17 protein-coding genes are annotated in these 23,883 nt (G+C 65.0%); 10 read left to right on the top strand and 7 right to left on the bottom strand.

The genetic code is table 11. From position 1 onward, the window contains the following. The first annotated feature begins 61 nt into the window (after positions 1-61). Both ACM6UT_RS03390 and ACM6UT_RS03385 read left to right on the top strand, forming a co-directional pair. Positions 62-253 (top strand): hypothetical protein, encoded by a 192-nt coding sequence (locus ACM6UT_RS03390; protein WP_416795969.1) that lies wholly within the window; start codon positions 62-64, stop codon positions 251-253. Between the two features lie 119 nt (positions 254-372). Further along, entirely contained in the window at positions 373-537 is a 165-nt protein-coding gene (locus ACM6UT_RS03385) for a hypothetical protein (RefSeq protein ID WP_416795968.1), read from the top strand. Between the two features lie 24 nt (positions 538-561). On the opposite strand, the gene ACM6UT_RS03380 is transcribed toward ACM6UT_RS03385, so the two are convergent. Next, a complete protein-coding gene (locus ACM6UT_RS03380; RefSeq protein WP_416795967.1) occupies positions 562-1,461 on the bottom strand; it encodes a hypothetical protein in 900 nt (299 codons plus the stop codon). A gap of 338 nt (positions 1,462-1,799) precedes the next feature. Here ACM6UT_RS03380 and ACM6UT_RS03375 point away from each other — a divergent pair, with 338 nt between their 5' ends. Beyond that, positions 1,800-3,065, top strand: coding sequence for an MFS transporter (locus ACM6UT_RS03375; RefSeq protein WP_416795966.1), 1,266 nt, complete (start codon positions 1,800-1,802; stop codon positions 3,063-3,065). A 25-nt stretch (positions 3,066-3,090) separates the two neighbouring features. Here ACM6UT_RS03375 and ACM6UT_RS03370 read toward each other — a convergent pair whose 3' ends face one another. Next, positions 3,091-4,023, bottom strand: coding sequence for a DMT family transporter (locus tag ACM6UT_RS03370; protein WP_416795965.1), 933 nt, complete (start codon positions 4,021-4,023; stop codon positions 3,091-3,093). 365 nt (positions 4,024-4,388) lie between these two features. Here ACM6UT_RS03370 and pepN point away from each other — a divergent pair, with 365 nt between their 5' ends. Beyond that, complete coding sequence (pepN, locus tag ACM6UT_RS03365) at positions 4,389-7,034, top strand: aminopeptidase N (RefSeq protein ID WP_416795964.1); 2,646 nt, start codon at positions 4,389-4,391, stop codon at positions 7,032-7,034. 57 nt (positions 7,035-7,091) lie between these two features. Here pepN and ACM6UT_RS03360 read toward each other — a convergent pair whose 3' ends face one another. After that, positions 7,092-7,955: a DUF4344 domain-containing metallopeptidase gene (locus tag ACM6UT_RS03360; RefSeq protein WP_416795963.1), complete on the bottom strand. Its 864-nt coding sequence runs from the start codon at positions 7,953-7,955 to the stop codon at positions 7,092-7,094. 241 nt (positions 7,956-8,196) lie between these two features. On the opposite strand from ACM6UT_RS03360, the gene ACM6UT_RS03355 reads away from it, so the two are divergent. The 5 genes from ACM6UT_RS03355 (at position 8,197) to ACM6UT_RS03335 (ending at position 16,702) form a co-directional block, all read left to right on the top strand. After that, positions 8,197-10,536, top strand: a complete 2,340-nt coding sequence (locus tag ACM6UT_RS03355) for a PAS domain-containing sensor histidine kinase (protein ID WP_416795962.1) — start codon at positions 8,197-8,199, stop codon at positions 10,534-10,536. Positions 10,537-10,882: 346 nt separating this feature from the next. Further along, entirely contained in the window at positions 10,883-12,469 is a 1,587-nt protein-coding gene (locus ACM6UT_RS03350) for an AAA family ATPase (protein WP_416795961.1), read from the top strand. 8 nt (positions 12,470-12,477) lie between these two features. Then, positions 12,478-13,311, top strand: a complete 834-nt coding sequence (locus ACM6UT_RS03345) for a hypothetical protein (protein ID WP_416795960.1) — start codon at positions 12,478-12,480, stop codon at positions 13,309-13,311. A gap of 278 nt (positions 13,312-13,589) precedes the next feature. Then, positions 13,590-14,132, top strand: coding sequence for a DUF922 domain-containing Zn-dependent protease (locus ACM6UT_RS03340; RefSeq protein WP_416796278.1), 543 nt, complete (start codon positions 13,590-13,592; stop codon positions 14,130-14,132). 131 nt (positions 14,133-14,263) lie between these two features. Continuing rightward, a complete protein-coding gene (locus ACM6UT_RS03335; RefSeq protein ID WP_416795959.1) occupies positions 14,264-16,702 on the top strand; it encodes a Lon protease family protein in 2,439 nt (812 codons plus the stop codon). Between the two features lie 6 nt (positions 16,703-16,708). Here the strand turns inward: ACM6UT_RS03335 and yddG are convergent, their stop codons facing one another. Beyond that, entirely contained in the window at positions 16,709-17,641 is a 933-nt protein-coding gene (yddG, locus tag ACM6UT_RS03330) for an aromatic amino acid exporter YddG (RefSeq protein ID WP_416795958.1), read from the bottom strand. A 314-nt stretch (positions 17,642-17,955) separates the two neighbouring features. Here yddG and nadE point away from each other — a divergent pair, with 314 nt between their 5' ends. Further along, complete coding sequence (gene nadE, locus ACM6UT_RS03325; RefSeq protein ID WP_416795957.1) at positions 17,956-18,915, top strand: NAD(+) synthase; 960 nt, start codon at positions 17,956-17,958, stop codon at positions 18,913-18,915. Between the two features lie 30 nt (positions 18,916-18,945). On the opposite strand, the gene ACM6UT_RS03320 is transcribed toward nadE, so the two are convergent. From ACM6UT_RS03320 to ACM6UT_RS03310, 3 genes are all read right to left on the bottom strand, one after another. After that, a complete protein-coding gene (locus ACM6UT_RS03320) occupies positions 18,946-19,278 on the bottom strand; it encodes a DUF167 domain-containing protein (RefSeq protein WP_416795956.1) in 333 nt (110 codons plus the stop codon). A 139-nt stretch (positions 19,279-19,417) separates the two neighbouring features. Further along, entirely contained in the window at positions 19,418-22,375 is a 2,958-nt protein-coding gene (locus ACM6UT_RS03315; RefSeq protein ID WP_416795955.1) for a bifunctional [glutamine synthetase] adenylyltransferase/[glutamine synthetase]-adenylyl-L-tyrosine phosphorylase, read from the bottom strand. 97 nt (positions 22,376-22,472) lie between these two features. Next, a complete protein-coding gene (locus ACM6UT_RS03310; RefSeq protein ID WP_416795954.1) occupies positions 22,473-23,879 on the bottom strand; it encodes a sensor histidine kinase in 1,407 nt (468 codons plus the stop codon). Positions 23,880-23,883 lie beyond the last annotated feature (4 nt).

The following is a 23,883-nucleotide window of genomic DNA, read 5'->3' as shown; positions in this document are numbered from 1 at the left end:
TGTTGCAGCGCAATATTGCGGTCGGTGTCGTGGGAGGAACCGTTTAAGAAAGAGCCTCGTCATGACCATGCCCTGCCGCCCCATCCACAGCAGTTTCGAAACGCTCCGCCTTGCCGGCGAGAAGCTGGGCAGCGGCCACGGATATCACCGTTTCGGCTCCGCGACCCACGAGCAGTTGAGCGCAAGAGGCCTCGGCCGTTTCGGGCAACTCGCCCGCCCCTGCGCGATCTTCACCGATTTCCGGGAACGCTGAGCCGGCGCGCCGCGCCGGCCGAAGAGCGCCCTTCCGATCTTGTGCATTGCACAACGAAGGCTCGTGCCGCAGGATCGGGATAAATCGCAAGACACGCGAAAAACGCAAAGGTTCGTACCATGAACGTCAGATTTCATCCGCTTCGCAGTTTCCGCCGGGCCGTCGGCCAGATCGGCACCGCCGTCCAGGCCTCGGAGGAATACAGCCTCGCCCAGGCCGGTGGCGACGCGGAACGCCGGGCGCACCGCGACGTGAGCCCCGCCATCCTCGACATCCCGCTCTGAGACCGCGCTTCCCCGTCTGCCGGTTCAGCGTTCCTTCGCGGCCGGTCGAATGTCTTCGGGGCCGCAGAGGTTGAGCTTGCGGCAGGCATCCTGGTAGGCGTCGTCAATCGCCGCAAACTTGATCGCCTGCCAGCCGAGATATTCCTGCAGGAAATCACGGCTGAGATACAGTCCGTCCTTGCGCCCGTCCCCCTTCCGGACAAGGCAGCCTTCACTGATCGCCCGGTTGAGAAGCCGCTGCAGATGGGTGCGCGACATACGGAAGGTTTCGGCCATTGTGCGGGCATCGATCCGGCCGACGTCGACCAGTTCGGCCTCCGGGACGTCCGTCCCGACCCTGCGCATCAGTTCGTCCATCACCAGCCCGCCGGACTCCGTCCAGAGGAACATCGCGACCCTCGGCGGAGGTTCCCGCCAGCGCGCATCCCCGATCGTCTGCCGGGCGGCGCGCGGCTGGATCAGGCGGAAAAGTTCCGGATGGCCGGCCACCGTGACGGCGCGCGCGCCGCCGTCCATCTGGTCGAGCGCCGCCAGATTGGCGAGCAGCCAGCCGAACATCGCCTCAACGGTCACCTCCGTCGGCTCGAAGCGGCGGGGCCGCTTTGCCGTATCGCCGGCGACCCGCATGAAGCGGTAGGCCTCGAGCTGGTTGAGGAAATTCAGGACCGTGTTGCGGCTTGCCGCGTCCACGCCCGTCACCATGTCGCGCAGTCGGCTGATGGTGAGACCGGAGCGCGGCACGTCGGGATCGTATTCATTATGCAGGGCGAACGCCGCCTGGCTCAGCAACCACCGCTGCTGCGAAGCGAGAAAACGCGCGATGCGCGGATTGCCGTCGTGAACGCCACGCAGTTTCTCCGCAAGAAAGCGGACCGCCAATACGAAACGCGGATGCTCCTGCAAATCCGCAGCGGAATACGCCATTGTCAGCCTCACCTTTCCCAATGGGAGCCGCACCCCACTTCAGCGACACGCCGCCGGCCCGGAAATCCGGTCAGTAGCGCCGCTTACCCGCCCCCCCCCGGAGGGTATTCTTATACCTGAAATATGAATTAGTGCTTCTAGACAAAGAACCGTCGGGCACTCGGCATGAAGCCTAAATGATTGGCGATATTGGCAGAATACATCGTTGAGTGACATAGCGCAACCATATGAGGGCTATGCGCGATGCTACACGCAACCATACGTTGAATTGCTTTCCCGTCGACACAACCCTCGTTTCATCATAAAGGCTTGGCACTCTCCGAACGGAATCGGCCCCGATGCTGACAAGCCTCGCCTCCATTGCCGCCCTCATGGTGTCCACCCTCCTGATGATGACCGGGCTGGGGCTCATGAATTACCTGGTGCCGCTGCGTTCGCTCGCCGAAGGCTGGTCGACCGTCACCGTTTCGGTGATCGCCACCGCCTACACGCTCGGCTTCACGCTCTCCTGCATCGTCACACCAGTCCTGGTGCGTCGGGTCGGCCATGTCCGGGTCTTCGGGGCGCTCATCACCCTGCTCACCGTCTCGATCCTGTTTTCGGCCCTGCTCGTCGAGGTCTATGCCTGGCTTGCCTTCCGGGCGCTCGCGGGCTTTGCCATCGCCGGTAGCTACCTCATCATCGAAAGCTGGCTCAACGAGCGCGTCACCAACGACAATCGCGGCGCGGTCTTCTCCGTCTACATGATCACCTGCCTTCTTGGCTCGATCGGCGGCCAGTATCTCGTGCCGCTCGGCGATCCGAAGGAGATGGGGCTCTTCGTCGCTTGCGGCATCGTCTTCTCGCTGGCGCTTTTGCCGACCATGCTCTCGACCGCGCCCTCCCCGGCCCCGATCGCCGAGGCGCGCTTCGACCTCGCCCGGCTCTACCGGCGTTCGCCGATCGCCTTCGTCGGCTCGCTGCTCGCCGGCGCGCTGTCGGGCACCTGGGGCAGCCTCGGTGGCGTCTACAGCCAGGCGGTCGGCATGGATGCGACAGGCGGCGCGACGCTGCTTGCCGCAGTCCTTGCCGGCGGCGCACTCGCCCAGATGCCGATCGGGCGCATTTCCGACCGCATCGACCGGCGCCTGGTGATGATCGCCTGCGGCCTCTTCGGCGTCGCCGCGAGCCTCGCCATGGCCACCTTAGGAGGGCTCGGCGTCGTCGCCGCCTGCATCGCCGGCTTCTTCGTCGGCGCGGTGCTCTACCCGGTCTACGCGCTCAATGCCGCCCACGCGGCGGACATGGCGGAACCCGGCGAATACGTGACCGTCTCCGGCGGCGTGATGATCCTCTACGGCTTGGGAACCGTCACAGGCCCGCTGATCGGCGGCGGCCTCATGCAGGCCCTCGGGCCGGTCGGTCTCGTCTGGTTCCTGGCCTTCATCTTCGCCGTCTATGCCGGCTATGCCGCCTGGCGCATGGGCCGCCGGCGGGGCAAGGCCCGCGACGAGAAGACCGATTTCCAGGGTGCGCCCATTCCGGTGCTCGGCGCCGACCGGGTGAATGCGACCGTGCCGCCGGACGAAGACGGCGACGACATTCCCGGCAGCGAATCCGCCTGATACCTGCGACCGCGACGAACGTGCCCTACGGCGTCGAAGCCTTGCGTGCCGTTTTCCGTTCGAGTCCGAGCTGGTGTTCGCGGTAGATGATGAAGATGCCCGCGGCAACGACGATCGCCGCGCCGATGAGCGTCGTCAGCGTCGGCACGTCGCCGAAGAGCACGTAGGCGACGACCGAGCCGAGGATGATCGAGGTGTATTCGAAGGGCGCGATCGTCGAGACGTCGGCGTAGCGATAGCTCTCGGTGACCAGGATCTGCCCCATGCCGCCGAAGATGCCGGCGAGCGCCATCAGGCCGAGCTGGGTCCAGGAGAGCGACTGCCAGCCGAGGAACCAAGTGAAGGCGGCGAGCACCGAGGCGGTCAGCGAGAAATACATGACGATGGTCGGCGTCTTCTCCGTCTGTACGAGCTGGCGCACCTGCAGCATGGCGGCGGCGGCGAGCATGGCGGATGCGAGCACGGCGATCGCCCCGATCGCTGCCTCAGACTGCGCGCCCCCGGCGCCGAAGAGCGTCAGCTTCGGCCAGGAGATGATCGCGACCCCGATCATGCCGACGAAGACCGCCGTCCAGCGATAGACGCGCACAGCCTCGCGCAGGAAGACCGCCGCGAAGACGACGGCGATCAGCGGCATCGCGTAGCCGATGGCGATGGCGTCGGGCAGCGGCAGGAGAACGAGGCCGTAGAAGCCGACGCTCATCGACGCCACCCCGATCAGCCCGCGCTTCAGGTGGCCGAACGGATTGTTGGTGCCGAAGGCCGTGCCGATCTCCCGCCGCCAGGCGAGATAGGCGAGGATAGGCAGCATGGCGAAGGCGGAGCGGTAGAAGACGATCTGCCCCGACGGCATGCCGGCGCCGGCCAGCTTGATCGACGTCTGCATGCCGACGAAGACCATGACCGAGCAGACCTTCATGAGGATGCCGCGAAGCGGATCGGAAACGGCAGAGGCCATCTGTTGCTTCTCGTGAGCCCCGGACGGGACCATTCTGATGACGGGAGTGGGCGGCTGCTCGGCATCCGCCGCGAGGCAAGAGCATCCATCATCGGTCGGGGCGGCGCGTCTGGCAAGGCCGGCGGCGGCAGATCGGGTACGCTTTCGGGCAGCAGAAACCGTCGCAAGACACCGATCCGAACCCATCCGGCACCGGTCCTTGCTTGAGGGAGGCCGAATTTATCTGCCCGCGGGAAAGTATTCGTGATAATTTTAACAATCCTTCAGAAATTACTGCAATCATCCCGGCCGAAATCGCGCTGGCTCGTATATGATGTACGTTCGCGGGTGCCGGATTCATGCAAGACACCGAGCAGGAAGAATTCATGCGAACAGATACGGGCCGGATCATTCATCTGGCAGATTACCGCCCAACCGATTTCGTTCTGGAACGCGTTGATCTGACTTTCGAGCTCGATCCGGAGGCGACAAAGGTCGAGGCCCGCCTGATCTTCCACCGCCGCGACGGCGTCGATCCCGCGGCACCGCTCGTCCTCGACGGCGACGAACTGACGCTTTCCGGCCTGCTGTTCGACCAGATGGAGATGGCGCCCGAGCGCTATACGGCGACGCCGGACGCTCTCGTCGTCCGCGACCTGCCGGAGACCTCGCCCTTCGAACTCACGATCACCACGATCATCAACCCGCAGGCGAATTCGCAACTGATGGGGCTCTATCGCTCCAGCGGCATCTACTGCACCCAGTGCGAGGCGGAAGGCTTCCGCCGCATCACCTATTTCCCCGATCGCCCGGACGTTCTCGCGCCCTACACGATCACCATCATCGCCGACAAGGCCGCCAATCCGCTGCTGCTCTCCAACGGCAACTATCTCGGTGGGGGCAATTTCGACGAGGGCCGCCATTTCGCCGCCTGGTTCGATCCGCATCCGAAGCCGGCCTACCTCTTCGCGCTGGTCGCCGGCGATCTCGGCGTGGTCGAAGACAAGTTCACTACCATGTCCGGCCGCGAGGTCGCGCTGAAGATCTATGTCGAGCACGGCAAGGAGTCGCGCGCGGCCTATGCGATGGATGCCTTGAAGCGCTCGATGAAGTGGGACGAGGAGGTCTTCGGCCGCGAGTACGACCTCGACATCTTCATGATCGTCGCCGTCTCCGACTTCAACATGGGGGCGATGGAGAACAAGGGCCTCAACGTCTTCAACGACAAGTATGTGCTTGCCGATCCGGAAACGGCCACCGATGCCGACTACGCCAATATCGAGGCGATCATCGCGCACGAATACTTCCACAACTGGACCGGCAACCGCATCACCTGCCGCGACTGGTTCCAGCTCTGCCTCAAGGAAGGCCTCACCGTCTTCCGCGACCACGAATTCTCCGCCGACCAGCGCTCGCGCCCCGTGAAGCGCATCGCCGAGGTCCGGCACCTGCGCTCAGAGCAGTTCCCGGAGGATGCCGGCCCGCTCGCCCATCCCGTGCGCCCGGACAAGTATCGCGAGATCAACAACTTCTACACGACGACCGTCTACGAAAAGGGCTCCGAGGTCACCCGCATGATCGCGACCATCCTCGGCCGCGATCGCTTCAAGAAGGGCATGGACCTCTATTTCGAGCGCCATGACGGCGAGGCCGCCACGGTCGAGGATTTCGTCCGCTGCTTCGAGGATGCGAGCGGCCGCGATCTCGGCCAGTTCTCACTCTGGTACAACCAGGCCGGCACGCCGCACGTTACGGTGACCGCCGACTACGACGCCGCTGCCAAGACGCTCACACTCGAGATCGGCCAGACGGTTCCGCCGACACCCGGCCAGGCCCACAAGAAGCCGATGCATATTCCGCTGGATCTCGCCCTGGTGCTCGAGGACGGCACGATCGCCGTGCCCGCCTCGGTCGATGGCGCGGAGATGACCGGCAGCGTCCTCCATCTCAAGGAAGCCCGCCACACGGTGACCTTCACCGGCATTCCGTCCCGCCCGGCGCTTTCGCTCAACCGAAGCTTCTCCGCTCCGATTGTCGTCCGCTACGACCAGAAGCCGGCCGACCTCGCCCTCATCGCCCGCCACGAGACCGACCTCTTCTCGCGTTGGCAGGCGATCACCGACCTCGCGCTGCCGGCGCTCAAGGATGCGGCGCTTGCAGCCCGCAAGGGCGAGGCGATCCAGATCGACGTCACCTTCGCCGATGCGCTGCTCGCCGTCGCTGCCGATCCGGCGCTCGAGCCCGCCTTCCGCGCCCAGGCGCTGGCGCTGCCGAGCGAGGCCGACATCGCCCGCGAACTCGGCGGCGACAACGACCCTGATGCCATTCATGCCGGCCGCGAGGCGGTACTGACGGCGATTGCCCGCGCCGGCGCCGATGCCTTCCGCACCCTTTGCGACACGATGACCGCAGAGGGAGCCTACAGCCCCGATGCCGCGAGCGCCGGACGCCGCGCGCTGCGCAACGCCGCCCTGCTCTACCGCACGATCGCCGAGGATACGCCCGCCCTTGCCGCGGAAGCCTTCGCCAAGGCCGACAACATGACCGATCTCGCCCAGGCGCTGACGGTGCTCGCGCACCGCTTCCCCGAGGCGCCCGAGACGCACGCCGCACTTTCCGCCTTCGAGGCCCGCTTCGCCGAAAATGCACTCGTCATCGACAAGTGGTTCCAGATCCAGGCGACGATCCCCGGCGAAGGGGCGCTCGCCCGCGTCATGCGGCTCAAGGAGAACCGGCACTTCAACGAGAACAACCCGAACCGGGTTCGCTCGCTCGTCGGCGCCTTCGTCTTCAGCAACCCGACCGGCTTCAACCGCGCCGACGGCGCCGGCTACCGCTTCCTCGCCGAGGAGATCCTCAGGATCGACGCGAAGAACCCGCAGCTTGCCGCGCGCCTTCTGACCTCCATGCGCTCATGGCGGCAGCTGGAGCCCGGACGTGCGGAGCTTGCACGCGCGGCCCTCGTCCGGGTCGAGCGCGAAGTGCTCTCGAACGACGTCCGCGACATCGTCGACCGCACGCTGAAGGGATGATCGAAAGGGTGGCGTGCGCGCCACCCCGTTTCCCTGACGCCGTCGGCAGACCTGCCGCTATTCCTCGTCGGGATTGTCGATATACCACTGCGCATCGAGATTGGCGCTGTTCTGCAGGTCCTCGTAGCAGAGCGTCATCTCGCGGGCTTCGGAATCCCAATAGGCGTTGGCCTCGCCGCATTCGCTCGCCGTCAGCTTGATGCCGTCCTTCAGCTTGTAGGTGCCAGAAAAGACCTCGGCCACCATCTCCATCAGCCCGGCATTGCGGATCATCTCGCGGAAGTAGGCGAGCTTCGGGTCCTTCGTCTCGTCATAGGTGATCGTGAATTTCGTCTGGTCGCCCTCGCCGGCCTCGTGCGGCTTCAGCACGGTGCCCCAGCTCGCCGCCAGCGTCTGGTATTCTCCCGGGCATTCCTCGGCGCGATAATCTGGAAACTCCACCGAGTCGGCGAACTCCTTGAAACGCTTCGCGTTCTTGCCGAGCATCCAGCAGATCGTCGAATAGGCACGCTGCTCGTTGAGCCCGTGCGAATCCCAGGAGGGCATGTCCTCGGGCTTGGCATCGGGATCGGCCGAGAGAAACCAGATGTTCGCCCAGTCTTCCACCACGACGTTCAGATCCTCGTCGTCGGCCTCGAGCAGCAGCAGCATGGCGAGCCCGTCGACGGCGTCCTCCTCGCGGCCGAGCACCGGCAGCGAGAGCTCCGAGACCAGCATGTGGCCGGCTTCGTGGAAGACCGTGCCGATGGCGACGTTCAGCGTGAACTGGTCGGCCTCCTCCCGCTGCTCGTCGGTGAGTTCGCCGTAGAGTTCCGGCGGCGTCGGCTCGACGGCGGCCACCGGGGCCGCCGGCAGCAACGCCGAAAGAAGTGCAGCGGAACAGGCCGCGGAAAGACGGCGCAACGGTGAAGATAATGCCATTTGAAAAAGTCCCCGAACCCCGCCTCCAGTCGGCGGCCGGCACCCGTGCTACGGCAGCAGGCGGCCTCTTTTCAATCGGAATCAAGCGTTTGGCGAACTTCATCCAAAAAAAGCCGATTCCGATTAAGGGCTTAACATTTTGTTCACCATCCCCGTCTGGACAAGGCGAATCGCCGGTGATTCATTGAGTCAGATTCGAGCGGGCGGCGCTTCGAATCACACGAGGGAACAAGGTGGGATAATGGCGGACGTGCGGCGGGCTTCCGCGGCCGATGGGCGGCTGCGACTCAAATTTTCGGGATTTGGGGGTCGTATTGACGGGCTCGGACGGCGGCTGGCGATTGTCCTGACGGGCGGTGACGGCAATTCGCGGCAGGCGGAAACGCTGCTCCGGCGGGCCATCCCCGTCCTCATCATCGCCTTCCTTGCCGTCGTCGCGACAGCGCGCCTCAACGGCATTCTCGCCGAATATTCCCGCATGGAGGGCGCCTTCCGGCAATCGGCGACGCTTTCGGCGGCAACCGCCGCCGCTGCGCTCGCACCGCAGGGCGCCGTTCTCGCGACCTCCGACCGGCCCTCGGCCGAGGCGGTCCTTGCCGGCTACCTGCCGCAGGACCGGCTGGCCTCCGGCTCCTTCCTGCTGCTGATCGACGGCGAAGGCCGTATCTTCGCATCTTCGTCGGACGGGGCGCGTTATGTCGGCATGGATATGGCCGGGCTCCTGCCGCAGGCGAACAGCATCCGCTATGTCACGGACCGCAGCGGCGCGCTCGAAGCCTTCATCGACGGCATCCGCCACTATGTGGTACTGGTCCCGGTCGGCACGAAGGGCGCCTTCGTGCTGGCGGCACAGTCGCTGCAGCCGCTCGACACCTACTGGCGCAGCGAAGTCTCGCTGAGCGTCACGCTCTTCTCCGGCATTTCGCTCATCCTGCTTGTCATCCTCTATGCCTATTTCCAGCAGGTCAAACGGGCGCGCGAGGCCGACGACACCTTTCTCGAAACCAACCTGCGCGTTGAGGCGGCGCTGTCGCGCGGACGCTGCGGCCTCTGGGATTTCGACCTCCAGAGCCGCAAGCTCTTCTGGTCGCGGTCGATGTACGAAATGCTCGGCCTGCCGCCATCGGGCGCCGTGCTCGGCTTTGGCGATGCCGCCCAGCTGATGCATCCGGACGACGGCAATCTCTATGCGCTTGCCCGCGCGGTCGCCAAGGGCGATCCCCGGCAGATCGATCAGGTCTTCCGCATGCGCCATTCGGCCGGCCATTACGTCTGGATGCGGGCGCGCGCCCAGGTCATCCGCTCCTCGACCGGCTGCATGCACGTCATCGGCATCGCCATGGACGTCACCGAGCAGCACCGGCTCGCCCAGCGCTATGCCGAGGCCGACCAGCGGCTCGCCGACGCCATCGAGTGTACCTCGGAAGCCTTCGTGCTCTGGGACAAGAACGACCGCCTCGTGATGTGCAACGCCCATTTCCAGCAGGTCTACGGCCTGCCGGACAGCGTGCTGGTGCCCGGCACCGAGCGCGCCGTCGTACAGGCTGCCGCCTCGCGGCCGATCATCCAGCGGCGCGTCGCCGATCCCGACCAGACGGGCATGTCGCGCACCACCGAGGTGCAGCTCGCCGACGAGCGCTGGCTGCAGATCAACGAGCGGCGCACCCGCGACGGCGGCCTCGTCTCGGTCGGCACCGACATCACGCTCCTGAAGCGTCACCAGGAGCGCCTGCGCGAGCAGGAGCGCCGGCTGATGGCGACCATCGGCGACCTTTCCTCCTCGCAGCGCAAGCTCGAGCGGCAGAAGGCCGAGCTTTCGGTCGCCAACGCCAACTACCAGGCCGAGAAGGACCGCGCCGAGGCGGCCAACAAGGCGAAGTCGGAATTCCTCGCCAATATGAGCCACGAGCTCCGCACGCCGCTAAACGCCATCCTCGGCTTCTCGGAAATCTTGCTTACCGGCATGTTCGGGCCGATCGGCTCGCCGAAATACTCCGAATACGCCAAGGACATCCACGAGAGCGGCATGCACCTCCTCAACGTCATCAACGACATCCTCGACATGTCGAAGATCGAGGCGGGGCAGATGCGCATCCGTTGCGAGACCATCGACCTCGCACCGCTCATCGAGGAGAGCCTCAGGCTCACCGCGATCCCCGCGCAGCAGCGCAACATCCATGTCGAGCAGCGCGTCTCGTCCGGCCTCACCGTGGAAGCCGACCGCCGCGCCATGAAGCAGATCCTGCTCAACATTCTGTCGAACGCGGTGAAATTCACCAATGACGGCGGCAAGATCGCGCTGCGCGCCCGCAAGATCGACGGCGCCGTGATGCTCACCATCGCCGATACCGGCATCGGCATCCCGAAGACGGCGCTCTCGAAGATCGGCCAGCCGTTCGAGCAGGTGCAGAGCCAGTATGCCAAGAGCAAGGGCGGTTCCGGCCTCGGGCTCGCGATCTCCCGCTCGCTCGTCTCGCTGCACGGCGGCCGGCTCGGCATCCGCTCGCGCGAAGGCTGCGGCACGGTGGTCTCGGTGAAGATCCCCGACTGCATCGTCCGGCAGGCGACGCGGACGGCGTGAGGCATCGCGGCGATCAGCGTATCGGCGGCCCTCCCCGTCGCGCCGTTGAAAACGCCGTGCGAGAACTCCGAAATTTGGCAGCAATGCGGGCGGGCAATACCTGCGCGGAATTGGCGCTTTGCGCCTTCATGTTGGTCGCTTGAGCTGACGCGCGGAAATTCCGCAAGCAGACATTCAAGCGAAGCTGCGTCTCTGCCCCAGAAGCTGACCTCTTGAGCCATCCAGCGTCAGGACATAGTGAGATTTCATCTATGCTCGCCCTGATTGTCTTTTTTCTGGGGCGTGAATATATAGTGGTGGTGGTCTAAAAAGCAATCATTTTCGGCGCCTTAGGGAAGGCCAACTCATGTTCTTTACCATTGTCGAGGAGTTCCACGAAATACCGGCCGGTGTTCGCAGCGCTGCCTTTCTGGTGACGGACTACTGGGATGATTGGTTTAGTTTCCGCACCATGTTTAGCCTATGGCTATTTGATGAAGAGGGGAAACGCCATCAAGTCGGCTCTGTGAAGATTGGTCAGCACGGGCTTCGCTCATCACAGGGCATTCCGGCAGGGACGGAGATGCCGCCAGATACTCGGTATCCGAATTTGCCGCAAACCTTCGACGCCGTCGATGATCGGTTTTTCTCTCTTGGGCAGGACGAAAATTACTACGAGACGCTCAACGGCCTCTCCGAAAACTTGCGTATTCGTGTACTCTTGGGGCTGCGGGACTGCGCGTTCGACCTGAGGATCTTCGAGGCGGAACGTACGCAGCAGGTAATGGTTCGTTCATTGCTGCGTTCCGTCAGCGCGGCGAACGTAAGAGGACGCCTACACCGCCTGTCCACCGGCGACGCAACTCTCACTAAGTTTAAGTTCGCCTACGAATTTCCTGCGATCGGAGACGGTGTCGAAACGCCGATTTTGCTGTTCGAGGTAACGCCAGAATCGCAGCCGCCAACGAATGTCCATGTTCTCATCGGCCGGAACGGCGTCGGTAAGACACGTTGCATGCGCGGGATAGCAGAAGCGCTACTTGGCCGCAGGCCGGAAGATGACCGGCCGATAGGGCGGATCGTCGCCGAACCCGATGTCAATGCCGATGACGGCGAGGCGTGGTCGTTCTCAGGTCTTGCCATGATTTCGTTCAGCGCCTTTGACGATTTCGATCTTCGTCCTCGATCGGACGATCTCATTCGATCAAAGCAGGTCGGTCTTCTTCAGTGGCGTTTCGACGAGGAGCGCCGGCGAGAGTATTCCATGATGAAGACCCCGGCGGACCTTGCCAAGGACTTCCGTGAGAGCTTCGACATCTGTCGTCAGGGCCTCCGGGCAGCGCGATGGAGAGCTGCCGTCGAGACTCTTGAAGCTGATGACCTTTTCGCCGAGGCTAATGTCACGTCGCTACTCGATATGGATGACGAGCAGTGGGGACCGACCGCCGAAAACCTTTTCAAACGGCTGAGCTCCGGCCACGCTATCGTTCTCCTGACCATGACGCGCCTAGTCGAAGTGGTTGACGAGCGCACGCTGGTCTTGCTTGATGAGCCGGAAGGCCATCTTCATCCCCCGCTGCTGTCAGCTTTCATTCGTGCTCTGTCTGACCTCCTCGTGAAGCGCAACGGGGTGGCGATTGTCGCTACGCATTCACCTGTAGTACTTCAGGAAGTCCCTAAACAATGCGCCTGGAAGCTCCGCCGGGCGCGCGCGGTTGCCGTAGTGGAGCGTCCGACTGTCGAGACTTTTGGCGAGAATGTCGGCATTTTGACGCGTGAAGTGTTTGGCTTCGAAGTCACGAAGTCAGGTTTTCACGGTTTGCTAGACGAGGCTGTGAATCGGCGAGGCTTTGATTACGACAATGTTCTCGAGCATTTTGATGGTCAACTAGGAGCAGAAGCCCGCGCCATTGTACAAGCGCTTATCGCCGATCGCGACGCAGAAAGGTTATAGGCGCCTACATGCGACGTTTGAACCGCCCGCCATTTGCTGCCCGCGACGCCTTGAATCTCTGCATCGCGAGCATCCGAGACGAACAGCTTACCAGTCGCCTGGCATTGATCTGCGAGCAGGTTGCAGCAGCGGAAGCCGCCTATATCCAGCATGGCGACCAGCAAGAGCTTTTCCAGATACCTCAGACCCTAGGCATCGGCGACGTCAGCGCCGATGAGATGAAACGGGTCTACAAAGATACGTTCGCCAAGAGCGCGAGAACCCGCAACATCTACGACAAAATAAAGAAGCTGCCTGCGAATGACACCTGTCCGATATGTGGGCAGCGCACGGTAGGGAGCTTGGACCACTATCTTGCACAATCACTGCATTCGGCGCTGGTCGTTGCGCCTATTAACCTGGTTCCGGCGTGTAACGACTGCAACAAGGCCAAACTCGATGCGCAACCGGGAACTGCTGCAGAGCAGACGCTTCATCCATACTTCGACAACGTTGACGATGAGAGATGGTTGTATGCTGCCGTCGAGCTGACAAACCCGGCATCTCTCCGATTTTACGCTGACCCGCCTGCCGACTGGCATCCCGTGAAACGCGAGCGAGTCTTGAATCACTTCCGCAAATTCGGACTGGGTGCACTTTACGCCTCCCATTCAGGTGTGGAGCTGACCAATATCCGGTACGGCCTTCAGCGGATCGCTGAGCGCGGCACCAAGGAGGATATACGAGCGGAGCTGCTGAAGCGCGCGGAAAGCGCTAAGGCTGCACATATCAATTCTTGGCAGACAGCGATGTACCATGCCTTGGCAGAATCCGACTGGTTCTGCACGGGAGGCTTCAACTAAGCAGTCACTCCAATGTCCGCTTCGGGCCGATATCAGGAATTACCCCATATCCCGAAGGTCCGCTATCGCTACCGACGATGCCAAAATCCGCTCGTTCGCCTCCCGCCCCCATCCCGACCATTCGTCGAACTTCGAAAAGACCCGCCGAAAGCGTTCCTTGGTGGGCATTTGCTATAATTCCGGATAACGCTAACCTCCCCGAAATCCGAAACAGCAAGGCAAGGCTCCGCGTGCGCTCCATCTTCCCGGCCATCATCGCCCTCCTCTTCTCCGCCGGCATGGCGAGCGCCGAAGGCCAGGTGATCGAAAAGGTCGAGACCTATTCGGTCAGCGGCCGCACCGGTCCGGAACTCTACGCCTCGATCGGCGCGCGCGGGCCGCTGCTTGCCGGCAAGGTGCGCTCGATCGCCCATACCAGTTTCCGGCTTACCTGGCAGCGCGACTACCAGCAGCGCGGCGCGGCCTGCGTGCTCGCCTCGGCCAAACCCAAGCTCGTCATCACCACCGTGCTGCCGAAGGCCACGGAGCCGCTGGAAGAGCCGGTCCGCAGCAACTGGCGACGCTTCGTCGAAGGGGTCACCGCGCACGAGAAGGTGCACGGCACCTATATCCGGGAGCTGGTGAAGGAGATCGAGAAGGCGACCATCGGGCTTGCCGTCGAGAACGATCCCGGCTGCCGCAAGATCCGCGAGAAGATGCAGCCGATCCTCGGCGAGATCTCGCAGACGGAGCGCCGGAAAAGCCGCGACTTCGACCAGGTCGAGATGAACGACGGCGGCGCGGTACACCAGCTCGTCCTGCAGCTCGTCAACGGCGGGTGAGCGAAGCGATCGCCCGTCTTTTCCGGGCAAGCTCAAAACCGCTTTGCATTTCTCCAGACTAACTGCCTAGTATCAGTGCAAAGTCTGTTCAGGGGCACCGTCCCTGCACCCTTCCCGGAGCATGTCCGCCCATGACCGCCACGACCCTCGCCGCCGACCAGTTGCGCGCTGCCTGTGACCCGGCATCGCTGCCGTTCGAGACCACCGCCACGCTCGAGCCGCTCGACGCCCTGATCGGCCAGGACCGCGCGGTCGAGGCGATCCGTCTCGCCGCGCAGATGGAGCACCACCGCTTCAACCTCTACGTCCACGGGCCCGAGGGCAGCGGCAGGCACTCCACCGTGCTGAAGATCCTCGCCGAGGAAGCGGCCGGCCGGCCGGTGCCGTCCGACTGGGTTTACGTCCAGAATTTCAGTGATCCCGACCGCCCGCTCGCCATCGAGCTGCCCCGTGGCGAAGGCCCGCGGCTGCGGGCGGCGATGACGGCCCTGGTCGAGGACCTCGCCACCCAGATCCCCTCGCTCCTCGTCTCGGAAGAATACCAGAACCGTCGCATGGGCCTGGAGCAGGAGTTCGGTGCGCGCCACGAGACCGCCTTCGAGGTATTGCGCAAGGCCGCCGAGAGCCGCAACGTCGCGATCCTGCGCACGCCGATGGGCTTTTCGCTCGCCGCCATGCACGGCGGCGAAATCCAGAAGGCCGAAGCGCTGGCTCGCCTGCCCGAAGAAGAGCGCAAGAAGCTGCAGGAGGATGTCACCGCCACCGAACAGGAACTCGAGGACTTCCTGATGTCGCTGCCCGAACTCGAGCGGGAGCAGCGCAGCGCCATCAGCCGTCTCAACGAGGACATGGCGAAGGTGGCGGTCGATGCCGCGCTCGCGCTGGCGATGCGCGGCTTCGAGACCATTCCGGCGCTCGCCGCCCACTTCGAGGCGCTGAGGGCCGACCTGATCGCCCATGCCGACCTCTTCCTGTCGCTGGAGCGCGGCAAGGCCAACGATCCCTTCCCCGCCGAGCTTGCCGCCCTTCGCGAGGATCCCCGCTTCCACCGCTACGCGGTCAACGTCATGGTCACCCAGGCCGAGAATGTCACCGGCGCGCCGGTTGTCGTGGAAACGTTGCCGACGCTCGCCAATCTGACCGGGCAAATCGACTATATTCCGATGCAGGGCGCCCTCGTCACCGATTTCACCCAGATCAAGCCGGGGGCGCTGCACCGGGCGAACGGCGGCTTTCTGATCCTCGACGCCCGCCGGGTGCTGACCGAACCCTTCGCCTGGGATGCCCTGAAGCGCTGCCTGGAGACGAAGGCGGTGCACGTCATCACCGCGGCGGAGCGGCTCGGCCTGATCGCCACGACGACGCTGGAACCGGAACCCATTCCGCTCAAGGTGCGCGTCGTCCTCGTCGGCGACCGCCTGCTCCACCTGATCCTTTCGGAATTCGACCCGGATTTCGGGCAGTATTTCCGCGTCGCCGCCGAATTCGGCGACGACATGAACCGCAGTGCCGACTCGGTCGGCCTGTTTGCGCGCCTCGTCGCCACCGTCGTGACGCGCGAGCGGCTGCGCCCCGTCTCGCGCGACGGCGTGGCGAGCCTCGTCGATGCCGCAACCCGTGCCGCCCAGGACCAGCAGAAGCTGTCGCTTCGCATGAGCGAGATCTGGGACATTCTGCTCGAAGCCGACCACAGGGCCGGAAAGGCCGGTTCCGCCGCCGTCACCGCCGAGCATGTCAGGGCGGCGATCGAGGCCGCCGAACGCCGCCGCAGCCTGACGCGGGACCGGCTGCGGGAAGCGACCGTGCGCGGCATCGTCCAGATATCCACCCAGGGCAGCGTCATCGGCCAGGTGAACGGGCTCACCGTCAGCGAACTCGGCGAGGAGCGCTTCGGCGCGCCGGTGCGCATCACCGCCCGCGTGCGCATGGGCACGGGCCGTGTCGTCGACATCGAGCGCGAGGCGCGGCTCGGCGGACCGATCCACTCCAAGGCGGTTCTCATCTTGTCGAGCTTCCTTGCCACGCGCTACGTGCCGGAAACGCCCTTGTCGCTGTGGGCGAGCCTCGTCTTCGAGCAGAGCTATGGCGGGGTCGAGGGTGACAGCGCCTCGCTTGCGGAACTCTGCGCGCTGCTGTCGGCGCTGGCCGACGTGCCGATCTCGCAATCCTTCGCGGTCACCGGCTCGGTGAACCAGATGGGCGAGGTGCAGGCGATCGGCGGCATCAACGAGAAGATCGAGGGCTTCTTCGACCTCTGCCGGGAGATCGGGCTCACCGGGCGACAGGGGGTGATCATCCCGCAATCGAACGTCACGCACCTGATGTTGCGCACCGACGTCGTCGAAGCGGTGGCGGCCGGGCGCTTCCATGTCCACGCCGTCGCCAATGTCGACGACGCGATCGAGCATCTGACCGGCCTCACCGCCGGCAAGCGGATGCTGAACGGCGAATTCGAGGACGGGTCGGTCAACGCCAATGTCGAGGTGCGGCTGCTCGACTTCGCCGAGGCCCGTTCCTCGATGCTGCAATTGCGCCTGCCCGAGCAGACGGAAGACCAGGACGAAGGGTGAGCTGCCTCACGCCCCCGTCGCGGACACGGTTTCCGCAGCTTTCGGACGGCGCCTGAAGACGATGTCCTTTGCCGCAATCAGCGCGCCGACGACGATCAGCGCGCAGGCGAGCGCGACCGACCAGTGGAACTCGCCGTAGCCGAAGGCGAGGAGTGCGAGCACGGAGAGCAGCGGCGCGGCATAGGAAAGTGCGCCGAGCACCATGATGTCGCCGTGCTTGCAGCCCCAGTCCCAGACGTAGAAGCCGAGCCCGAGCGGGACCAGTCCGAGGATCGCGACCGCCGCCCAGGCGGAGGTCGTCTGCGGCCAGACGGTCTCCTCGAGGCCGAGATGCAGGAGAAACGTGACGATCGCCGTGATCAGGCAGTAGCCGGCCACCATGTCGACGGGGACCGCGCCGAAGCGGCGCGAGAGCACCGAATAGCCCGACCAGACGAAGGCGCAGAAGAGCGCGACCAGATGTCCCGGCATGAGCCCGCCGGCAAGGCCGACCTCACCGCCCTTGGTGATGATGGCGACGGCGCCGGCAAGGCCGAGCAGCACGCCGACGATGTGATGGCGCCGCAGTCGCTCGCCCGGCAGGAAGGAGGCGAAGACGACGATCAGCAACGGCCAGAGATAGGCGATCAGGCTGACCTCGATCGCCGGCGCCGACTGGATCGCGAAGAAATAGGCGCAGTGATAGATGCAGATGCCGGCGACCCCGACCGCCCAGACCTGCCACGGCTGCGCCAGCGCGCGGATCGCCTGCGGCCGGAACGGCCAGCTCACGACACCCACCATGCCGCCGAGGAAGAAGGCCATTGCCGCGAGCTGGAACGGCGGAACAGGCCCGGCAGCCTTCGAAAGAAGGGCCAGGAAGGCCCAGGTCAGGATGGCGATGAAGCCGATGAAAGTCGCAACCGTCTTGTTCATGATGCACCGGTGGTTGAGTGTCACCGCGTTTCTGCCACGGCGCGGCGGAAAATGATAGAAGGGATGCGACCGTTCCCTGTCGCAGTCCGGCGCGCGCATCAGCCCTCCGGTCGAGCGCTCGGCCTATGTCCTTGTATTGCTTGCCAGGAGCAAGCAGCTCGGGGACCGAGGGCTGGCGGGGACTCAGGCATCCAGCAGTTTTCGCGCGTCGCGGGCACCATTGCGACGGCTTTCGAACTACGCTTGAGTCATGCCGCAACGATCGCTACGATCAATGGTGCCGGCACTGCCGCAGCAACGTCGCGTCGGCCGCGTGTCACGACAAGGAGACGCCAGTCTTGTACTCGCTTGCCATCGACACGGACCGGGCCATCGAGGAGATCACCAAATACCTTCAGGAGATCGTCCGGCGCGACCATTCGCGCGGCGTGATCCTCGGACTGAGCGGAGGACTGGATTCCTGCGTGCTCGCCGCACTTGCGGTGCGCGCCCTCGGCCCGCAGGCGGTCAGTGTGATCTATATCGGCGATCGCGACAGCGACCCACTCATTGCAGATCGCGCAAAGGAGGTGGCGCGGCTGCTCGGCCTGACCCTCGAGACCACCGACATCAGCGGTGAAATGGCAGAGCGCGGCGTCTATGCGCCACTGTTCATCAGGCTGCTCAGCCTCTCCCCCGTCGTCGCAGCGATCAGCTCGACCGCCTATCGGCTGGTCCACGGCGAAGCTCCGTTCGTCTCCGCGCTCCGGGTCGGCGGCGGAGAGACGCTGACGCCGTGGTACAAGCGGCTTATGTACGATCTGACCATGCGACATGTCGACGAGGGCTTCTCGCAGCGTCACATCTGCCGACGCGCCATCACCGAACGGCTGGCGCGGGAACGGAACCTGTCCCTCATCGGCGCGGCGAACCTCTCCGAATGCGAAACCGGCTGGTTCGTCAAGGGCGGCATCGACGACCTGCCGGTGCAGCCGCTCGCCGGTCTCTACAAGACGCAGGTGCGCCAGCTCGCCGAGGCTCTCGATCTTCCCGAGGCCGTGCGCGCGCAGTTGCCCTCACCCGACATGGCGAGAGGCGTGACCGACGAATTCGGCATCGGCCACCTCTACCGCGACATCGACCTCGTCTTCGACGGCCAGGACCGCGGACTGCCGGCAGATGAGATCGCCAATACGGGAGTGCCGCCGGACGAAGTGCGCGCAATCCTCGAACTGCGCCGGCTCTCTGCGTGGAAGAGAACCTCGCCGCATGAGGCTCCACCGATCAGCGGGAGGTTCGGATCGCCGATCCGGCGCTGAAACAGCGCGCTGCTTTCCGACGGAGAGCCTCTAGCGAAAGACGCCCGGCAGTTTCACCGGCGCCTTGATCCGGAGCTGCTTGTTGACGTTGAAGCGCCCGAAGACGACGGTGATCGCGTGCGGCGCGACGCCGAATTCGCCGGCGAGGAAGCGCACCATGTGGTCCGTCGCCCGGCCGAACCGCGGCGCTTCCGTCACCGAGACCTGCAATTGCCGCCCCTTGGGCTTGCCGATCGCATCGCGGCTGGCGGCCGGCTTGCCGAGGATGTTGACGACCAGCACGTCGTCCTCCCACCAGAAGAACGTATCCCGCCCTTCAGTGCCGTCTTCGGCCGGTTTCGTCTTCGTACGCTGCCGCTTCATCCTGCCTCGTGCCCCCCCCCCCGTGCCCGTGCGCCGTCCCGCCTGCCATAGGCCGGGCCGAGGTGGTTGCGCAAGGAGAGACATCAAGGGACCGGCCAAGACGGCCACATCCCCTTCACCCCTTCACCCCTTCACCCCTTCACCCCTTCACCACCGTCTGGAACACCTTCCGCACCGCCTTCGAGAGCCGCTTGATCTCTGATTCCAGCGTCTTGATGTCGGGGCAGTCGCCGGCGCGGCAGACGAGGTCGATCAGCCCGGCCGGCACCGCGTCGGGCTTGAACGGCCCGTCGATGCAGAGCCGCGTCACCTGCGATATCTCGCTGTAGAGCCTGATCGCCTCGAGACAGAGGTCGAGGTCGTTCACGTCCATCAGCGCGCCGCCAGCCGCCTTCAGCGCCTCCTCGGTGGTGAGGCCGTTCACCTTGACGGCGATGCCGCGGGCGGGTGCGACGAGCGTCAGGTATTGCGCGATGAACTCGATGTCGATCAGCCCGCCGGCAATGAGCTTCAGGTCCCAGATGTCGCGCGGCGGCTTCTCCTCGTCGATCAGCTTGCGCATCTCGGCAACGTCGCGTGCAGTCTTCGCCTCATCACGCGGCCGCTCCAGCACCTCCGCGATGATCCGCTCGGCATCGGCGATCAGGTCCGCGTCGCCGCAGATCGGCCTGGCGCGGGTCAGCGCCATATGCTCCCAGGTCCAGGCCTCCTCCTTCTGGTACTTCTCGAAGGCCCGCAGCCGCGTCGCCACCGGTCCCTTGTTGCCGGAGGGGCGAAGCCGCATGTCGACCTCGTAGAGCACGCCTTCCGCCGTCGGGGCCGAGAGCGCCGAGATCAGCCGCTGGGTGAGCCGGGTGAAGTAGCGCACCGGATCGAGCGGCTTCGGCCCGTCGGATTCGGCGGCCTCGTCGTCATAGTCGTAGAGCAGGATGAGGTCGATGTCGGAACCCGCCGTCAGCTCGAAGCTGCCGAGCTTGCCCATGCCGGCAATCGCGACCCTGCCGCCGGGGAAGCGGCCGTGATGGGCCTCGATCTCGCGCAGAACGGCGGCGAGCGCTGCTTCCAGGATGAGCGCCGCGAGGTCGGTGAAGGCGCGACCCGCCTGCATGCCGCCGATCGTGCCCGTCAGAAGCCGGATGCCGATCAGGAAGCGGTGCTCGGCGGCGAAGATGCGCAGCCGGTCGAGCAGGTCCTCGTAGTGGCGGGCGCCGGCGAGAAAACTTTCGAGACGCCCGGAGAGATAGTCGCGGGTCGGCAGTTGCACCATCAGCGACGGGTCGAGCATGCCGTCGAAGACATGCGGCCTGGACGCGATGATGTCGGCGAGCCGCGGCGCCGAGGACATGATGTTGACGATGAGTTCGAGGAGCGCCGGGTTCTTGCCGAGCAGCGAGAAGAGCTGGATGCCCGCCGGAAGCCCGGAGAGGAAATTGTCGAAGCGCAGCAGCGCCTCGTCGGCGCGGCGGCTCTCGCCGAAGGCCTTCAGAAGTTGCGGCATCAGCTCGGTCAGCCGCTCGCGCGCCTCGACCGACTGCGTGGCGCGGTAGCGACCGTAATGCCAGGTGCGGATGACGCGCGAGATGTCCTCCGGCCGCTCAAAGCCGAGCGTCGTCAACGTCTTCAGCGTGTCGGGGTCGTCGCGCTGGCCGGTGAAGACGAGGTTGCCGTGGGCGCCGGACAACTCCCCTTCATGCTCGAAGAGCTTGGCATAGCGCCGCTCGACCGTCTTCAGCACGCTTTCGAGCCGCGCGGAGAAGCTCGCAGTGTCGGGGAACCCTGCCATCAGGGCGATGCGCCTCAGCTCCGTCTCGGTCTGCGGCAGGACGTGCGTCTGCTCATCGTAGACCATCTGGATCCGGTGCTCGATGTCGCGCAGGAACCAGTAGCATTCGGTGAGTTCGCTCCGGGTCGTGTCGTCGATCCAGCTGGCGTCGGTCAGCGCCTGCAGCGCCTCCTCGGTCGCCCTGACGCGCAGTTGCGGCATGCGGCCGCCGGCAATCAGCTGCTGGGTCTGGGCGAAGAACTCGATCTCGCGGATGCCGCCGCGGCCGAGCTTGACGTTGTGGCCCTTGACGGCGATGGCGCCGAACCCCTTGTGGGCGTGGATCTGCCGCTTGATCGAGTGGATGTCGGCGATCGCCGCATAGTCGAGGTATTTCCGGTAGACGAAGGGCACCAGCTCGCGCAGGAAGCCCTCGCCGGCCGCAAGATCGCCGCCGACCGGCCGGGCCTTGATGAAGGCGGCGCGCTCCCAGTTCTGCCCGCGCCCCTCGTAATAGAGGATCGCCGCCTCGACCGGCACGGCAAGCGGCGTCGAGCCGGGGTCGGGGCGAAGCCTGAGGTCGGTGCGGAAGACATAGCCGTCGGCGGTGCGCTCCTGCATGATCCGCACCAGCCGGCGCATCATCCGCCCGAAGGTCTCGGTCGCATCCTCGGGCGAGACAAGAATGCCGGCGAGCGGCTCGAAGAAGACGACGAGGTCGATGTCGGAGGAATAGTTGAGCTCGCGGGCGCCGAGCTTGCCCATGCCGAGCACGATGAGGCCGCTGCCGGCCGACGGAGCCGAACGGTCGGCGAGCTTCAGCTTGCCGGCGTCCTCGCCCGCGAGCAGCAGGTGGTCGACGGCGGCCGCAACCGCCGCTTCCGCCATGGCGGTGAGCCAGCCTGTCGTCTGCCGCCCGTCGAAGAGATGGGAAAGGTCGGCGAGCGCCACCAGGAAGGAAAGCTTGCGCTTGGCGATCCGCAGCCGCGACATCACCTCGGCCTCGGTCGGCACCGCCCCGTCGCCGTTGGCTTTCCACGCGTCACGGGCGTCCGCCACCAGTCTTGCGAGCAGCGGTTCCAGCGGTTCCGAAACCGCACTTGCGAGCAGCGCCGGCTTGAGGGTTGCGGTCTCGCGCAGATAGGGCGAGAGGCTGATCGCCGCCATCACGAAGGTCTTGAGCGACGTATCCTCGGCCATCAGCGCGGCAACCGCCGGCTCTTGCCGGCCGATCTCCTTCAGCGCCGTGACAGCCGCCTTGAGTTCCGTCTGGTTGAGCGGGCGGATGACGTCCGGCGCGACCGCGCGGAGCCAGGTGTTCGTCTGATCAGCCATGGGGCCTCCTCCCTCGACCGCGGCGCTATCCGCGATTCTCGCCTTTGCCGGAGCAGATTAGAGGAGCGGAGGACGGAAGGGAATCATATCCCTTGGTTCAGGCCTTCTGTCCCGGAAAGACCATGGTTGCGGTCAGCCCCGGCCGTTCTTTGCCCGGCTCGGTATCGGAAAGTTCGAGCCTGCCGCCGTGCAGCGCCATGATCGCCTCGACCAGCGAGAGCCCGAGCCCGGTGCCGGGCTTCGAACGGCTTTCGTCGAGCCGCATGAAGCGCTTGACGACGTCACCCCGCTTCTCGGCCGGAACGCCCGACCCGTGGTCAGAGACCGAAAGGCGCAGCTCGCCCCCGACCTTGGCGACCGAGAGCGTGATCGTGCCGCCGCCGTCGCTTTCCCCACCATACTTTATGGCGTTGTCGACCAGGTTCGAGATCGCCTGACCGATCAGCTCGCGGTTGCCGCGCACCGACAGCCCCGGCGCGATGTCGCTCGCAAGCGTCTGTCCCGCCTCCTCCGCCACCGGTTCGTAGAGTTCGGCGGCGTCTGCGGCGATTGCCGACAGGTCGACGTCGGAAAGCTCGGCCGCGATCGAACCCGCCTCGACGCGGCTGATCATCAAAAGCGCGTTGAAGGTGCGGATCAACTGGTCGGATTCGGCGATGATGCCCTCGAGCGCGACCCGTTTTGCGCCGTCATTGTCCTCGGCCAGAGCATCCGCCGCCTTGTTGCGCAGGCGGGTCAGCGGCGTCTTCAGGTCATGGGCGATGTTGTCGGAAACCTGCCGCAGCCCCTCGTTCAGCCGCTCGATCCGCCCGAGCATGTCGTTCAGCGATTGCGAGAGGCGGTCGAACTCGTCGCCCGAACCGCCGACCGGCAGGCGCTGGGACAAGTCGCCCGCCATGATCTTGGTGCTCGCCGCCGACATCCGGTCGATCCGCTTCAGCGCGTTGCGGCCGATCGCAAACCAGATGACCAGCGCCCCGAAGCCCATGATCGCCAGCGCCACCATCAGCGCCTTGCGGACGAGAAGACGGAATTTCGCCGGCTCGCCGAGGTCGCGACCGATCAGCACGCGCAGCCCATTGTCGAGAATGAGGACATGGGCGGTGGCGATGTGCTTCTTGGCATCGCCGGTTTCGGAGTAGCGCTCATAGAGGAAGGGAAAGTCGGTCCAGCCTTCCTTGTCGAAGATGCCGGGCTGCAGCGAGCCGACATTGCCGGCGAGGATCTCGCCGTTCGGCCCGGCGATCACGTAGAGGTTGGCGCCCGGCTGGCGGGCCCGCCGCTCCATGATCTTCAGCATCTGGTTCATGCCGCCATTGCCGTAGGCACGCTCGATGTCGGCCACTTCCTGCTGCAGGCTGTCGCGGGTCTGCTGGTTGAGCAGCCGTTCCGAAAGCGCCGTCACATAGAAGACGAGGAAGGCGGCGCAGAGCGCGAAGAGGACGATATAGAGCGCAGAGAGCCGGACCGCCGTCGACTTGAAGAGCACACCGATGCGGGACATGGAC

Source organism: Ciceribacter azotifigens (assembly GCF_048159625.1).
GTDB lineage: Bacteria > Pseudomonadota > Alphaproteobacteria > Rhizobiales > Rhizobiaceae > Allorhizobium > Allorhizobium azotifigens.
The sequence above is the reverse complement of the archived record's forward strand: the minus strand, read 5'-3'. Positions and strand labels throughout refer to the sequence as shown.

Bases quoted from the DNA above. Each gene is read 5' to 3' on its own strand.
- ACM6UT_RS03335 (WP_416795959.1), top strand. From the start codon at position 14,264: ATGACCGCCACGACCCTCGCCGCCGACCAGTTGCGCGCTGCCTGTGAC.
- ACM6UT_RS03385 (WP_416795968.1), top strand. From the start codon at position 373: ATGAACGTCAGATTTCATCCGCTTCGCAGTTTCCGCCGGGCCGTCGGC.
- pepN (WP_416795964.1), top strand. From the start codon at position 4,389: ATGCGAACAGATACGGGCCGGATCATTCATCTGGCAGATTACCGCCCA.
- ACM6UT_RS03375 (WP_416795966.1), top strand. From the start codon at position 1,800: ATGCTGACAAGCCTCGCCTCCATTGCCGCCCTCATGGTGTCCACCCTC.
- ACM6UT_RS03390 (WP_416795969.1), top strand. From the start codon at position 62: ATGACCATGCCCTGCCGCCCCATCCACAGCAGTTTCGAAACGCTCCGC.
- ACM6UT_RS03370 (WP_416795965.1), bottom strand. From the start codon at position 4,023: ATGGCCTCTGCCGTTTCCGATCCGCTTCGCGGCATCCTCATGAAGGTC.
- ACM6UT_RS03340 (WP_416796278.1), top strand. From the start codon at position 13,590: ATGGCGAGCGCCGAAGGCCAGGTGATCGAAAAGGTCGAGACCTATTCG.
- ACM6UT_RS03320 (WP_416795956.1), bottom strand. From the start codon at position 19,278: ATGAAGCGGCAGCGTACGAAGACGAAACCGGCCGAAGACGGCACTGAA.
- ACM6UT_RS03310 (WP_416795954.1), bottom strand. From the start codon at position 23,879: ATGTCCCGCATCGGTGTGCTCTTCAAGTCGACGGCGGTCCGGCTCTCT.
- ACM6UT_RS03380 (WP_416795967.1), bottom strand. From the start codon at position 1,461: ATGGCGTATTCCGCTGCGGATTTGCAGGAGCATCCGCGTTTCGTATTG.
- ACM6UT_RS03345 (WP_416795960.1), top strand. From the start codon at position 12,478: ATGCGACGTTTGAACCGCCCGCCATTTGCTGCCCGCGACGCCTTGAAT.
- ACM6UT_RS03355 (WP_416795962.1), top strand. From the start codon at position 8,197: ATGGCGGACGTGCGGCGGGCTTCCGCGGCCGATGGGCGGCTGCGACTC.
- ACM6UT_RS03360 (WP_416795963.1), bottom strand. From the start codon at position 7,955: ATGGCATTATCTTCACCGTTGCGCCGTCTTTCCGCGGCCTGTTCCGCT.
- ACM6UT_RS03350 (WP_416795961.1), top strand. From the start codon at position 10,883: ATGTTCTTTACCATTGTCGAGGAGTTCCACGAAATACCGGCCGGTGTT.
- ACM6UT_RS03315 (WP_416795955.1), bottom strand. From the start codon at position 22,375: ATGGCTGATCAGACGAACACCTGGCTCCGCGCGGTCGCGCCGGACGTC.